Consider the following 12,675-nt stretch of genomic DNA (forward strand, 5'->3'; position numbering starts at 1 on the left):
CCGGGAGACCGCGGTTCGGTCTCCCGGAAACCGCGTCACGCGCCGATGCCGTGGCCCTTCAGCTGCTCGGCGATCTCGTCGAGGATGGCGGGATCGTCGATGGTCGCCGGCATGGTCCAGGCGTCGCCGTCGGCGATCTTCTTCATGGTGCCGCGCAGGATCTTGCCCGAGCGGGTCTTGGGCAGGCGGTTGACACAGATCGCGATCTTGAACGCCGCCACCGGTCCGATCTTGTCGCGCACCAGCTTGACGATCTCGGTCTCGATCTCGATCGGCGACTTGGTGACGCCGGCCTTCAGCACCACGAAGCCGCACGGCACCTCGCCCTTCAGCTCGTCCTTGATGCCGATCACCGCGCACTCGGCCACCGCCTGGTGCGAGGCCAGCACCTCCTCCATGCCGCCGGTCGACAGCCGGTGGCCGGCGACGTTGATGATGTCGTCGGTGCGGCCCATGATGTAGACGTAGCCGTCATCGTCGATGAAGCCGGCGTCCGCGGTCTTGTAGAAGCCCGGGAACTCGTGGAGGTAGCTCTCCGCGAAGCGGTCGTCCTGCTGCCACAGCGTCGGCAGGCAGCCGGGCGGCAGCGGCAGCTTGACCACGATCGAGCCCATCTTGTTGGGCGGCAGCTCGTGGCAGGCCTCGTCGACGATGCGCACGTCGTAGCCCGGCATCGGCACGGTCGGCGAGCCCGGCTTGATCGGCAGCAGGCCGAGTCCCACCGGATTGCCGGCGATCGCCCACGAGGTCTCGGTCTGCCACCAGTGGTCGACCACCGGCACGCCGAGAATGCGTTCCGCCCACAGCACGGTGTCGGGGTCGGCGCGCTCGCCGGCCAGGAACAGCGTGTGCATGCTCTTGACGTCGTAATTGGCCAGCAGCTTGGCCTCGGGGTCTTCCTTCTTGATGGCGCGGAAGGCGGTCGGCGCGGTGAACAGCACCGTGATCTTGTATTCGTCGACCATGCGCCAGAACGCGCCGGCATCCGGCGTGCCGACCGGCTTGCCCTCATAGATGACGGTGGTGCAGCCGGCGAGCAGCGGCGCGTAGATGATGTAGGAGTGCCCGACCACCCAGCCGACGTCCGAGGCCGCCCAGTACACCTGGCCCGGATGGACGTTGTAGAGGTTGGCCATGGTCCAGTGCAGCGCCACCATGTGGCCGCCATTGTCGCGGACCACGCCCTTGGGAATGCCGGTGGTGCCGGAAGTGTAGAGAATATAGAGCGGATCGGTGGCCTTGAGCGGCACGCAATCGGCCTTCTTGCCGGCGGCCTCGGCCTTGGCGACCTCCGCGGCCCAATCGTAGTCGCGGCCCTCGATCAGATTGGCGGTGCTCTGCGGCCGGGCGAAGATGATGCAGGCTTCCGGCTTGTGGGCGGCGAGCCCGATCGCGTCGTCGAGCAGCGGCTTGTAGGGCACCACGCGGTTGGGCTCGATGCCGCAGGAGGCCGCCAGGATCAGCTTGGGCTTGGCGTCGTTGATGCGGGTGGCGAGCTCCTTGGAGGCGAAGCCGCCGAACACCACCGAGTGAATGACGCCGAGCCGGGCGCAGGCATACATGGCGATCGCCGCTTCCGGGATCATCGGCATGTAGACGATGACGCGGTCGCCCTTCTCGACGCCGAACTCCTTCAGCACCGCGGCGAAGGTGGCCACCTTGTGCTGCAGTTCCGCATACGAGATGCGGGCCTTGGTGCCGGTGACCGGCGAATCGTAGATGATCGCGGTCTGCTCGCCGCGGCCGGCCGCGACGTGGCGGTCGATGGCGTTGTAGCAGGTGTTGCAGACGCCGTCGGTGAACCAGCGGCCATAGACGCCGGCATTGGGGTCGAACACCGTCTTGGGCGCCTCGTACCAGTCGATGGCCTTGGCCGCCTCGCCCCAGAAGCGCTGGGGATCGGCCTTCCAGGCGGCATAGACTTCGGCATAGCGGCTGGTTGCGGCGGGCGCCCCGATCGGCGCGCTGGTCGTGGCAGTCATGGCGGCTCCCTCTCGCTCGGCCCTGTGGACAGGCCTTGCCCCGATTGTGGCCGGAACCATACAGGGCGCAAGAGCAAGCGCTATCGGACAAAGGGTGAAGAGGGTGGTATCGGGCCGCCCGCGTCAAAGTGCCCGCGCAAAGACTGGGCTCGAGGCTTGTGGCCGGAGGTTTGGGGTCGGGCCGCGCCGTCGACATCCCGCCCACCGACGCCGAGATCGCCCAGGTGGTGGCAGCCCGGTGGGCGGCGCGGTGGCGGTGTTCCTCGCCGCCTATGGCTGCCCGGCCGGCGCGCCCAAAGGCTGAGCCGGCAGATTGGGATCGTGCTTGCCGAGGCCGTGCCGGGCCAGCACCGCCCACGCCTCCTCGGCGTCGTCCGCCCACTCGATCAGCGCCACGTCGTCCTCGCCGATCAGCCCGTTCTCGACCAGCACCGGCAGCTCGATCAGCCGGGTCCAGAACGCCCGGTCGATCAGCACGATCGGCGCCGCCCCCATCTTGCCGGTCTGGCGCAAAGTGAGAATTTCGAACAGCTCGTCCAGCGTGCCGAAGCCGCCGGGGAACGCCACCAGCGCGTTGGCCCGCATGGCGAAATGCATCTTGCGCATCGCGAAGTAGTGGAAGCGGAAGGTCAAGGCCGGCGTGGTGTAGGGGTTCGGGCGCTGCTCGTGCGGCAGCAGGATGTTGAAGCCGATCGACGGCGCGCCGGCCTCGAACGCGCCGCGGTTGGCGGCCTCCATCAGGCCGGGGCCGCCGCCGGTGGTGATGACGTTGTCGCGGACGCCGTGGCCGTGGTCGAGCGCCCCGCCGCGTTCCGAGACGATGCGGCCGAAGGCGCGGGCGGTGGCGTACCACGCCGCGTGGCGGCCGGGGCCGTCCTGGCGCACGCGGGCGCTGCCGAAGGCGACGATGGTGGAGCGGATGTTCTCGCGCCGCAGCGTCTCCTCGACCTTGCTGTATTCGAGCAGGAAGCGCGCCCCGCGCATCGAGTCGCCGAGCAGGAATTCGCGGTCGAGCGCGGCGAGCCGGTAGGAGGGCGAGGACAGCGCCGGATCGGGCGAATCGGAGACGGGGTCGGTCACGGCGAGACTGGCGGGGAGGGAGCGGCCGGGAGGGCCGGAGCGCCGGCGAGGGCCGGCTGAAAAACCGAACCGCCGGCGCAGGCCGGCGGTTCAACAGCTCGATTCTATACGGATCAGTGTACGCTGAGGGTATCGCCCCTGAGCTTCTCGATCGCGTCCTTGATGGCCAGCTTGCGTCGCTTCAGTTCGGCGATTTGGAGATCGTCGGAAGCCGGTTGGGCCAGTTTCTCCTCGATCTCACGCGCAATGCTTTGATGGCGCTTCTCGAGTTCCGCAAGGTGAGCCTGAATGGACATGAACTCCGTTCTCCCTTGTAGGGGCAAGCGAAAAAAGTCTGCCACGGCATTCGGAGCAAGTCGACTACCGATCGGTGCTGCACTGCAGCATGGCGGTACCGCGTGGTCGATCGTTCCGCCTTGCGGGCCACGCAAGGCGGGGTGATACTGACGCCGATGCCCGGCCCGCGGGGTGGCCGGCGCAAAGCTGCAGCCTCATGACAAATCAGGAAGAATCAGAACTGCGTGCGCAGCTCTCCCGGCTCAAGCAGGAGCACCGCGATCTCGATGCCGCGATTGCGGCGCTGGAGGCGATGGCAGGCTTCGACCGGCTGCAGGTTCAGCGGCTGAAGAAGCGCAAGCTGTCGATCAAGGATCGCATCATCGAGGTCGAGGACCAGTTGTTTCCGGACATCATCGCCTGAAGCAATCTTCGCCAGAGCGGCGAGCGATCTTGCGAACAGCAATACGACAACTCTGGAACTTGCCGCACGCGGACGGACACTTGCGGTCCGGACGAGGCGTGATCTTCGAACCCGGACCACCGGAGCGCGCCAATTGGCCGGGGCGGACGCCCCGGCCGGCCGTTCTGGGACGATTCGACGCGCCGCCGCCGCGCGGCGAATCTCGTCGAATCCTGTCTCTGCCATGCGGTTTCCGGTCGATCCCTTCGGGATTCCGGAAACGATCTCGCCGAAAACCCCAGCCCTTCAAGAGATTCTCGATAATGGGATTTTCGGCGAGCGGAATACGGTTGTCCGGCTTGATCAGCCGGAAACCGTATCACATCTGCCGCAGCAGCGCCTCGGCGCTCGACTGGTTGGCCTGGGACGGCACGTCCTCGATCAGCAGCGTCTTCACCACGCCGTCCTCGACCAGCATGGCGTAGCGCTTGGAGCGGATGCCGAGCCCGAACGCCGCGCCGTCGAGATCGAGCCCCGCCGCCTTGGCGAAGTCGGCATTGCCGTCGGCCAGGAACATGATCTTGCCCGCCGCGCCGCTCGCCTTCTCCCAGGCGTCCATGACGAACGGATCGTTCACCGCGGTGACCATGACGGCGTCGACGCCCTTGGCCTTGAAGTCGGCGGCGTGGGCCAGATAGCCCGGCAGATGGTTCTTGTGGCAGGTGGGGGTGAAGGCGCCGGGCACCGCGAACAGCACGATCCGCTTGCCGGCGAACAGTTCGCCGGTGGCCTTGGCCACCGGGCCGTCCTCGGTGGGCACGCGGAAGGTGACGTCGGGCAGGCGGTCTCCGACCTTCAGGGTCATGGCCGTGGCTCCTCGATGGGCAGGCTTGTCGATTGGGAAAGGCACAGGAAGGCGCGGACGGAAGTCGCCTCCCGCCCGCTTGTTGCAGTTCTAGGGAGCAGAAGCGTTCAGTCGAGGGGCGCGGTGGTCTCGATGGCGCCTTCGCCCGACACCAGCGTGAAGGTGAGGCGGGCGCCGGCCGGATCGACCCCCGCCGGCACGCCGTCGAGCTCGAATTCGAAGCGCAGCGTTCCATCGGCCGCCGGAACGCCCGCACCCGGCACCGGCAGCGCCCAGTCGGCGGTCGGTCCCTCGACGAACAGCTCGGCCTGCGGCGCGGCGCGGGCATCGACCCGCACCCGCCAGGGCTTGGCGCTGCGGTCGACGGCAAGGCGCGTGATGGCGAGGCCGGCGTCGGCGCCAAGCGCGACCGGGCGCGGCACGCGGGCATCATGCGCGGCAAGCAGGCCGCCAGCGCCGGCCGCGGCCGCCACCTTCACCTGCGGCGACACCGGCAGGCTGAGCGACGCCTCGGCCGGGACGCAGACCGTGCCGCACACCGCGTAGGAGACGTCGACTGCCAGGATCGCCGGCCGCGCCGGATCCTGCGGGTGGATGGTGAGCGGAAACACCACCGCGCCGCCATAGCCGATCGCCACGCCGCCGCCGGTCTCGAACCGCCGCGGCGCCGGCCAGCCGACCTCGACCGAGCGGACATTGGTCGAGCGCGCGAAATCGAACCGCGGCGGCAGGCCGGCATCGCCCGGATAGCGCCAGAAGGTTTTCCAGCCGGGATCGAGCCGCAGCTCCACGCCGGCCCGCAGTGCCGCGCCGTCGCCCCGGACGCCGGCCGCGATCAGCCGCGCCGCCGAATTCGGGCCGGCCACCCAGGCCGTCTCGGCCGCATGCGCCTTTGAGGCCGTCCAGGGGAGGCCACAGACGAGGCCCATTCCCAGCAGCACGGCCGCGGCCACGCGCCCGATGCCGCCCGTCCACGAGATCCGGCGATGCCGCCCGTCCAACCCCGCAACCAAGGCCACACGCATCCCCGCCGCCTTTTACGGTTTCCGGCTGATCCTTTCGGGATGCCGGAAACGGTGCTCACGTCCCTCGGAAGTAGCGCACCACCGCCGGCGCCGGCCAGCCACGATGTCGTGAGACGCGCTCCGCTCCGGCCGGCGATCACATCCGCGCTGACGGGAGGCGCGGCCGGCCTTCGAACGTTTGCAAAGCAGGCCGAAGCGGCTACCATTTGCACATGAAAATCGTGCGATCCAGCCGCAGCGACCGGCCCGGCGGGTATCTGGATGGCCAGATGCTTATCGCCATGCCGTCGATGCGCGATGAGCGGTTCGAGCGGTCGGTGATCTACATGTGCGCCCATTCGGCCGAAGGGGCGATGGGCATCGTCGTCAACCAGCTCGCACCCGACATCCAGTTCTCCGACCTCCTCGTGCAGCTCGAGATCGTGCCGAAGGCCGAGCTGATCCAGCTTCCCAAGACGGTCGGCGCCATCCGCGTGCTGCGCGGCGGCCCGGTCGAGACCGGCCGCGGCTTCGTGCTGCACAGCGCCGATTTCTTCATCGAGAACTCGACGCTGCCGATCGACGACGGCATCTGCCTGACCGCGACGCTCGACATCCTCAAGGCGATCGCCCACGGCGAGGGGCCGAACAACGCCGTGCTGGCGCTGGGCTATGCCGGCTGGGCGCCGGGCCAGCTCGAATCCGAGATCCAGGCCAATGGCTGGCTGCACTGCGCCGCCGACCCCGATCTGATCTTCGGCAGCGAGACCGAGGCCAAGTATCAGCAGGCGCTGCGCAAGATCGGCGTCGGCATCGGCAATCTGGCGAGCGAGGCCGGCCACGCGTGATCCTCGCGCATGGCGTCGCCGCATCGTCGTCCCGGGCGAACGGCGCAGCCGTGAGACCCGGGACCGGCCTCCCGAAAGATCACATCATCCTGCGGACGATCCCGGGTCGCGCGCCTGCGGCGCTTGCCCGGGATGACACGGCTTCTCGTATGGTTTCCGGTTGATCCCTTCGGGACACCGGAAACGGTCTCGCCGAAAAATCCTTGATCGGATGGGGATTTTTCGGCGATCGGAATACGGTTCTCCGGCCTGCAGGCCGGAAACCGTATCACCGCCCCGCTGCGGCGCGCTGGCTCTCGGCCGGAATCGGCGAGATCAGGCGGCGCGCCTCCTCGGCGCTGAGCGGCTCGCCGAAGGCGAAGCCCTGGGCGAACTCGCAGCCGAGCTGGGCCAGCTCGACCGCATCCGACTCGGTCTCCGCGCCTTCCGCCACCACCTCCATGCCGAGGTCGTGGGCCATGGCGACGATCGAGCGCAGCAGCACCGGCCGCGTGCCGCGCTCGGAGGCGCGCACGAACTGCTGGTCGATCTTGACCGTGTCGAACGGAAAGCGCTGCAGATAGGCCAGCGACGAATGGCCGGTGCCGAAATCGTCGAGCGACAGGCCGGCGCCGAGCTCGCGGATGCGCAGCAGCATCTGCGCCGCGTATTCCGGATTCTCCATCACCAGCGATTCGGTGAGTTCCAGCTTCAGCGTGTCGGGAATCACCACGTTGCGGGCGAGCACGCCCTTGATGTCCTGGATCAGATCGTGGCGCAGAAGCTGGCGCGACGACACATTGACCGACACGAACACCGGCGGGTCGAGCCGGAGCACGCGCTGCCAGCTTCCGAGCTGGCGGGCGGCGCGGTCCATCACGAACAGGCCGAGGTCGATGATCAGCCCGGTCTCCTCGGCGATCGGGATGAACTCGCTCGGGGCCAGCTTGCCGAGCTTGGGATGGTTCCAGCGCGCCAGCGCCTCGAAGCCGGCCACCGTGCGATCCTCCAGCCGCACGATCGGCTGGTAGAGAATGGCGATCTCGTCGCGCTCCAGCGCCCGCCGCAGGTCCGATTCGAGGCCGAGCCGGTCGGTCTTCTGGGTGCGCAGCGCCGGCCGGAACACCTCGATGCGGTCGCCGCCGGTGCGCTTGGCCACCTGCATGGCGAGCTCGGCGTCCTTCAGCGCCTCCTCGCGCCGGCCGTGGTCGGCGTCGATCAGCGCCAGCCCGATCGAGGCGGTGAGGAAGATCTCGCGGTTGGCGAAGGTGATCGGCGTGCGCAGCGTCCGGCGGATGGTGTCGGCGAAGGCGGTGATGCGCTCCGGCTCGCGCTCGGACAGCAGGATGATGCCGTACTGGTCGCCCGACAGCCGCGCCAGCGTGTCCTGCGGCTTGAGCAGGCGCGACAGCCGCCGCGCGATGGTGAGCAGGATCGAATCGCCGATCGACACGCCGGCCGACAGGTTGATCTGCTTGAAGCGGTCGATGTCGAGCAGGATGATCGCCGGCCGCATGGTCTCGTCAAGGCGGGCGAAGCCCAGCGCCGCCTCCAGCCGGTCGAGGAACAGCGCGCGGTTGGGCAGGCCGGTGAGATTGTCGTGCACCGCGTCGTGCAGCAGCCGCTCCTCGGCGGTCTTGTTCTCGGTGATGTCGACCATGGTGCCGATGCAGCGCACCACCTCGCCGTCCGAGCCGATCACCGGCCGGGCGCGCAGCGAGAACCACAGATAATGGCCGTCCTGGCTGCGCATCCGCAGCTGCTGGTGGATGCGGCCGCGCCGGTGCTCGACCAGACTGTCGAGCGCGGTGCGGAAGCGGTCGCGGTCGGCCGGGTGCAGCGTCTCCAGCCAGCCGGCGGCGTCGGTCTCGAGCGAGCCGCGCTTGAGGCCGAGAAGCTGCTCGGCCTCGGGGCTGGTGTAGATGGCATCGCGGCCGACATCCCAGTCCCACACCATGTCGCCCGCGCCGGCCAGCGCCAGCGCGCGGCGCTCGATGTCGCCGACCGGGCCGGCGAGGCCGCCGCCGGAGAAGGCGTGCTGCATCACCGTGAAGCCGATCAGCATGACGATCAGCACCAGCCCGCCGAGCAGCGCCGGCGCCACCAGCTCGTTGGTGAAGATGCCGGTGATGGTGAAGCCGGCGGCGAACACCCAAACCAGGAACAGCGTCCAGGTCGGGATCAGCAGCACCGCGCGGTCGTAGCCGTGGGTCGACAGGTACACGACCAGGAAGAAGCCGATCACCGCGACGCCGAGCATCGACATGCGGGCGACGCCCGCGCCCATCGGCGGATCGAACAGGGCGAGCGTCACCAGCCCGCCGAGAGTGATCAGCCAGCCCAGCACAATGTGGCCGTAGCGCACGTGCCAGCGGCTGAGATTGAGATAGGCGAACAGGAACACCACCAGCGTCGAGGCCAGGATGGCCTCGCCGCAGGCGCGCCACACCTGCTGGACCTCGGTGGAGAGGTCGAACACCCGCGCCCAGAACCCGAAAGTGGTGCCGATCTGCGCCAGCACCGCCCAGCCGAGCAGCGCCGCGGCCGGGAACATCGCCGAGCCCTTGACCACGAACAGGATGGTGAGGAACAGCGCGAGCAGGCCGGCGATGCCGATGACGATGCCGTAATAGAGCGTGAAGGAATTGACCTTGGTCTTGTAGGCCTCCGGCTCCCACAGATAGAGCTGCGGGATGCGCGGCGTCTTGAGTTCGGCGACCAGCGTCACCGTGGCGCCGGGATCGAGCGTCACCAGGAAGGTGTCGGAGCCGGGATCGCTCTGCTGCTCGGGTCGGAAGCCCTGGCTCGGCGTCATGCTGACGATGCGAACCGAGCCGAGATCGGGCCAGATCAGCCCCGAATCGACCATTCGGAAATGCGGCGCGACGATCAGCCGGTCGAGCTGCTCGTCGGTATTGTTGGCCAGCGCGAACACCAGCCAGTGCGATTCCGCCCCCGGCTCGCGCGCTCGCACCTCGATGCGCCGCACGATGCCGTCCGGCCCCGGCGCGGTCGACACCTGGATGCGGTCGCCCTCGACGGTGTGCCGCTCGACCGCCGGCAGCAGGTCGATCGCCGGCACGTTCTGGCGCACCACCACCGCATCGAGGGCCCAGGCGCCATGGCCGGCGAGCATGGCCCACAGGGCCACGACCGCGACCAGCGCGGCACGAATGACAGGCAAAAATCTAACCTCCGGCAAGAATCCGACCTCCGGAAAGAGTCCGACCTCCCGACCGGCGGCGGCGCCGCGGCTGGCAGCAGTGGTAAAGACGCGCAAGGACATTCTCAAGGCGGACTCGATTTCCTTACGGAAGCAGGACGATCTTGCCGATGTGGGTGCTTCCCTCCATGCGGGCGTGGGCGGCGGCAGCCTCACGCAAGGGAAAGCTCGAATCCATCACCGGACGCAGCTTGCCGGCGGCGACCAGCGGCCAGACGTGGCTCGCCACCGACTGCGCCAGCGCGCTCTTGAAGGTATCGGTCCGCGAGCGCAGCGTCGAGCCGGTGTGGGTGAGGCGTTTCAGCATCAGGCGGCGGAAGTCGACGGTGGCCTTGAAGCCGTTCTGGAAGGCGATCTGGACGATGCGGCCGTCCGGCGCCGCCGCCTCGAAGTTGCGCTCGATATAGTCGCCGCCGATCATGTCGAGGATCACGTCGGCGCCGCGCCCGCCGGCGAACGCCTTGACCTCGGCCACGAAATCGCTGGTGCGGTAGTTGATCGCCCGGTCGGCGCCGAGCTTGAGGCAGGCGATGCACTTGTCGTCGCTGCCGCAGGTGACGACGACCCGGGCGCCCATCGCCTTGGCGAGCTGGATCGCCGTGGTGCCGATGCCGCTGGCCCCGCCATGGACCAGCAGCACCTCGCCGGCGGTGAGGCCGCCGCGCTCGAACACATTGTGCCAGACCGTGAACGCCGTCTCCGGCAGCGCCGCAGCCTCCGCGGCGGTCAGCCCCTCCGGAATCGGCAGCGCGTGGCCGGCCTCGGCGAGGCAGTAGTCGGCATAGCCGCCGCCCGAGACCAGGGCGCACACGGCATCGCCAATCTTCCATTCGCCAGCGCCCTCGCCCAGCGCCGCGACGGTGCCGGCGATCTCCAGCCCCGGAATGTCCGGCGCGCCGGGCGGCGGCGGATAGAGCCCCTTGCGTTGCATGATGTCGGGCCGGTTGACGCCGGCGGCCGCGACCCGGACCAGGATCCGGCCCGGACCCGGCGCGGGCACCGGCCGCTCGACCGGCACCAGCGCCTCCGGCCCGCCCGGCTCGGGAATGGCGATGGCGGTCATGGCGGCAGGCAGCGCGGGAGCGGTCATGGCAAGCCTCGAACTCGTTGCGTCGCCTTGGGGTAGCCCCGCGCCGGGGCGCTGGCAACGGCGACATGCTGGCTCACCGGCGGCACCGCTCCCGCCGGCCGGCAACGGGCGTTAATCTGTGCGACCGGATTGCGGAGGCACGCATCCGGGCACGATTGGCCGGCGATCACAGGAGAGTCCGAAAATGGCGTTGCGCGACGATGACGAGCCCAGGCGCAAGGTGGTCCACGACATCGGCCAGCCGCTCGATGCGCTGTCGGTGGGCGACCTGGAGGAGCGCATCGAGCTTCTGCGCGCCGAAATCGCCCGGCTGGAGGCGGCATTGGCGGCGCGGCAGGCCAGCCGGGCCGCCGCCTTCGACGTCTTCAAGCTCCCAGGCTGACGGGCGAAGCGGCGGCTGGACTGGCCGCGGTCGCGAAAATGCGGCGCATTTGCTTAACCCGTCATTAAGTATCCCAGCGTATGACTGTGGATGTCCAGATTCTGGACGTCGAGTGGCTCCTGTCCACTCTGTTTGACGCCTCCCTGTTAAGACTTCGGAGCCGCCGCTGGCGGCTCTTTTTTTGCCGTGTCAGGCGGCAATGGATACCATTTTCACCATTCAGGAGAGCCGGGCTTTACGCCGCGCTCGTTGCCGTGCTTCAAGATCGCGGGCTTGGAACAAAGGCCGCGATCGATGAGCGAGACCGAACTTTCGCCGCAACCCGTCGTGCTGGCCGAGCGTCTGCTCGGGACGGAGGCGTTTGCGCAGCTGTTCAAGGAAGGCATGAATCTCGTCGAGTCGACGGCGGCCTATCTCGACGGCCCCGGCCGGCAGGATTCGCGCTCGCTCGACCGCGCCGCCTCGCTCGCCTATGCCACCGAGAGCATGCGGCTCACCACCCGGCTGATGCAGCTCGCCTCCTGGCTGCTGCTGCAGCGCGCGGTCAATGACGGCGAGCTGACCACCGAGCAGGCCAAGAGCGAAAAGAACAAAGTGCGATTTTCCGGCGCCGCCCTGCCGGAGGACGAGCTCATGTCCCAGTTGCCCGAGCGGCTGCGCGAGCTGATCGACGCCTCGGTCGCCCTGCAGGACAAGGTGACCCGGCTCGACGCCCTGCTCTACAGCGACCGCCGCGAGCTTCCCGCCGCCGACAATCCGGTCGAGCGCCAGCTCGGCCTGCTCAAGGCCGCCTTCGAGCGGCCGGAGTGACCTATTTTTAGTCCCGCCTCCTCGACTTGACCCGATGACGTCATGGCCGCGCTCGTCGCGGGCACTACGAGCGAATTGCCAGGCAATCGGTGCTGGCCAGGTTCAGCGCTGTAGGGCGGAATAGCGCAGCGTATTCCGCCATTTGACCATCACCGCCCGGCCTGATCGGCGGAATACGCTGCGCTATTCCGCCCTACGCTTGCTCGCCGGTTCACGAGAGCCCGGCAAAGCGTCGCGCCCCGGCCGCGCGGGAGCCTTTGGTGCGCTGGCCATATTCCGAAGATTTCAGGAACGCCAAAAAGCCCGGCGCCGCAGGGCACCGGGCCATTTGATTTCGGAAGCCTTGCGGTGTCAGGCCTTGAAGCCGAACCCGGCGAACTTCTTCTGGAACCGCGACACGCGGCCGCCGCGGTCGAGCAGCTGCTGCTGACCACCGGTCCAGGCCGGATGGGTGTTGGGATCGATGTCGAGGTTCAGGGTATCGCCGGGGTTGCCCCAGGTCGAGCGGGTGTCGTAGGTCGTGCCGTCGGTCATCACGACCTTGATGACGTGATAGTCGGGATGGATGTCGGGCTTCATGGACGCGTCCTCGAAGGTCGGCCGCACGGGCCGCCGAGCCGGGAACCGGCGGAATTCGGAAGGCGCGGCATTAGCCGAGACTGGCGCCGCTGGCAAGGGCTTCCGTTGCTGAGGCCGTCCGCTACCGGCGCGCCGAACGTTGCACCGGCCGGCG

General features: G+C 68.5%; 12 protein-coding genes. 4 read left to right on the top strand and 8 right to left on the bottom strand.

The genetic code is table 11. From position 1 onward, the window contains the following. Positions 1 to 35 precede the first annotated feature (35 nt). From BLTE_RS16360 to BLTE_RS16370, 3 genes are all read right to left on the bottom strand, one after another. The gene (locus tag BLTE_RS16360) at positions 36 to 1,982 is read right to left on the bottom strand and encodes a propionyl-CoA synthetase (protein WP_126401689.1); all 1,947 of its coding nucleotides are present in this window, start codon (positions 1,980 to 1,982) and stop codon (positions 36 to 38) included. Positions 1,983 to 2,252: 270 nt separating this feature from the next. Continuing rightward, on the bottom strand, positions 2,253 to 2,966 hold the full coding sequence (locus BLTE_RS16365) for an LOG family protein (RefSeq protein WP_126402264.1): 714 nt from the start codon (positions 2,964 to 2,966) through the stop codon (positions 2,253 to 2,255). Positions 2,967 to 3,175: 209 nt separating this feature from the next. Next, on the bottom strand, positions 3,176 to 3,358 hold the full coding sequence (locus BLTE_RS16370; RefSeq protein ID WP_126401690.1) for a YdcH family protein: 183 nt from the start codon (positions 3,356 to 3,358) through the stop codon (positions 3,176 to 3,178). A 197-nt stretch (positions 3,359 to 3,555) separates the two neighbouring features. On the opposite strand from BLTE_RS16370, the gene BLTE_RS16375 reads away from it, so the two are divergent. Continuing rightward, positions 3,556 to 3,762, top strand: a complete 207-nt coding sequence (locus tag BLTE_RS16375; RefSeq protein ID WP_126401691.1) for a YdcH family protein — start codon at positions 3,556 to 3,558, stop codon at positions 3,760 to 3,762. Between the two features lie 358 nt (positions 3,763 to 4,120). Here BLTE_RS16375 and BLTE_RS16380 read toward each other — a convergent pair whose 3' ends face one another. Both BLTE_RS16380 and BLTE_RS16385 read right to left on the bottom strand, forming a co-directional pair. After that, positions 4,121 to 4,606: a peroxiredoxin gene (locus BLTE_RS16380; RefSeq protein ID WP_126401692.1), complete on the bottom strand. Its 486-nt coding sequence runs from the start codon at positions 4,604 to 4,606 to the stop codon at positions 4,121 to 4,123. Between the two features lie 107 nt (positions 4,607 to 4,713). Next, complete coding sequence (locus BLTE_RS16385; protein ID WP_160140650.1) at positions 4,714 to 5,559, bottom strand: protein-disulfide reductase DsbD domain-containing protein; 846 nt, start codon at positions 5,557 to 5,559, stop codon at positions 4,714 to 4,716. A gap of 284 nt (positions 5,560 to 5,843) precedes the next feature. Here BLTE_RS16385 and BLTE_RS16390 point away from each other — a divergent pair, with 284 nt between their 5' ends. Beyond that, positions 5,844 to 6,458, top strand: coding sequence for a YqgE/AlgH family protein (locus BLTE_RS16390; protein WP_126401694.1), 615 nt, complete (start codon positions 5,844 to 5,846; stop codon positions 6,456 to 6,458). Between the two features lie 268 nt (positions 6,459 to 6,726). Here the strand turns inward: BLTE_RS16390 and BLTE_RS16395 are convergent, their stop codons facing one another. After that, positions 6,727 to 9,573, bottom strand: coding sequence for an EAL domain-containing protein (locus BLTE_RS16395; RefSeq protein WP_126402265.1), 2,847 nt, complete (start codon positions 9,571 to 9,573; stop codon positions 6,727 to 6,729). A 172-nt stretch (positions 9,574 to 9,745) separates the two neighbouring features. Then, positions 9,746 to 10,750 (bottom strand): NAD(P)H-quinone oxidoreductase, encoded by a 1,005-nt coding sequence (locus BLTE_RS16400; protein WP_126401695.1) that lies wholly within the window; start codon positions 10,748 to 10,750, stop codon positions 9,746 to 9,748. Positions 10,751 to 10,934: 184 nt separating this feature from the next. Here BLTE_RS16400 and BLTE_RS16405 point away from each other — a divergent pair, with 184 nt between their 5' ends. Beyond that, the gene (locus BLTE_RS16405; RefSeq protein WP_165439202.1) at positions 10,935 to 11,132 is read left to right on the top strand and encodes a DUF1192 domain-containing protein; all 198 of its coding nucleotides are present in this window, start codon (positions 10,935 to 10,937) and stop codon (positions 11,130 to 11,132) included. Positions 11,133 to 11,426: 294 nt separating this feature from the next. Then, positions 11,427 to 11,942: a protease adaptor protein RcdA gene (rcdA, locus tag BLTE_RS16410; RefSeq protein ID WP_126401696.1), complete on the top strand. Its 516-nt coding sequence runs from the start codon at positions 11,427 to 11,429 to the stop codon at positions 11,940 to 11,942. Positions 11,943 to 12,293: 351 nt separating this feature from the next. On the opposite strand, the gene rpmE is transcribed toward rcdA, so the two are convergent. Next, positions 12,294 to 12,521, bottom strand: a complete 228-nt coding sequence (gene rpmE, locus BLTE_RS16415) for a 50S ribosomal protein L31 (RefSeq protein WP_126401697.1) — start codon at positions 12,519 to 12,521, stop codon at positions 12,294 to 12,296. Between the last annotated feature and the right edge of the window lie 154 nt (positions 12,522 to 12,675).

Source organism: Blastochloris tepida, from assembly GCF_003966715.1.
GTDB classification, from domain to species: domain Bacteria; phylum Pseudomonadota; class Alphaproteobacteria; order Rhizobiales; family Xanthobacteraceae; genus Blastochloris; species Blastochloris tepida.

What these genes read in the sequence shown, in the direction of transcription:
- BLTE_RS16375 (WP_126401691.1), top strand. Translation starts at nt 3,556, where the DNA reads ATGACAAATCAGGAAGAATCAGAACTGCGTGCGCAGCTCTCCCGGCTC.
- rpmE (WP_126401697.1), bottom strand. Translation starts at nt 12,521, where the DNA reads ATGAAGCCCGACATCCATCCCGACTATCACGTCATCAAGGTCGTGATG.
- BLTE_RS16360 (WP_126401689.1), bottom strand. Translation starts at nt 1,982, where the DNA reads ATGACTGCCACGACCAGCGCGCCGATCGGGGCGCCCGCCGCAACCAGC.
- BLTE_RS16405 (WP_165439202.1), top strand. Translation starts at nt 10,935, where the DNA reads ATGGCGTTGCGCGACGATGACGAGCCCAGGCGCAAGGTGGTCCACGAC.
- rcdA (WP_126401696.1), top strand. Translation starts at nt 11,427, where the DNA reads ATGAGCGAGACCGAACTTTCGCCGCAACCCGTCGTGCTGGCCGAGCGT.
- BLTE_RS16370 (WP_126401690.1), bottom strand. Translation starts at nt 3,358, where the DNA reads ATGTCCATTCAGGCTCACCTTGCGGAACTCGAGAAGCGCCATCAAAGC.
- BLTE_RS16395 (WP_126402265.1), bottom strand. Translation starts at nt 9,573, where the DNA reads ATGCTCGCCGGCCATGGCGCCTGGGCCCTCGATGCGGTGGTGGTGCGC.
- BLTE_RS16380 (WP_126401692.1), bottom strand. Translation starts at nt 4,606, where the DNA reads ATGACCCTGAAGGTCGGAGACCGCCTGCCCGACGTCACCTTCCGCGTG.
- BLTE_RS16365 (WP_126402264.1), bottom strand. Translation starts at nt 2,966, where the DNA reads ATGCGCGGGGCGCGCTTCCTGCTCGAATACAGCAAGGTCGAGGAGACG.
- BLTE_RS16390 (WP_126401694.1), top strand. Translation starts at nt 5,844, where the DNA reads ATGAAAATCGTGCGATCCAGCCGCAGCGACCGGCCCGGCGGGTATCTG.
- BLTE_RS16400 (WP_126401695.1), bottom strand. Translation starts at nt 10,750, where the DNA reads ATGACCGCTCCCGCGCTGCCTGCCGCCATGACCGCCATCGCCATTCCC.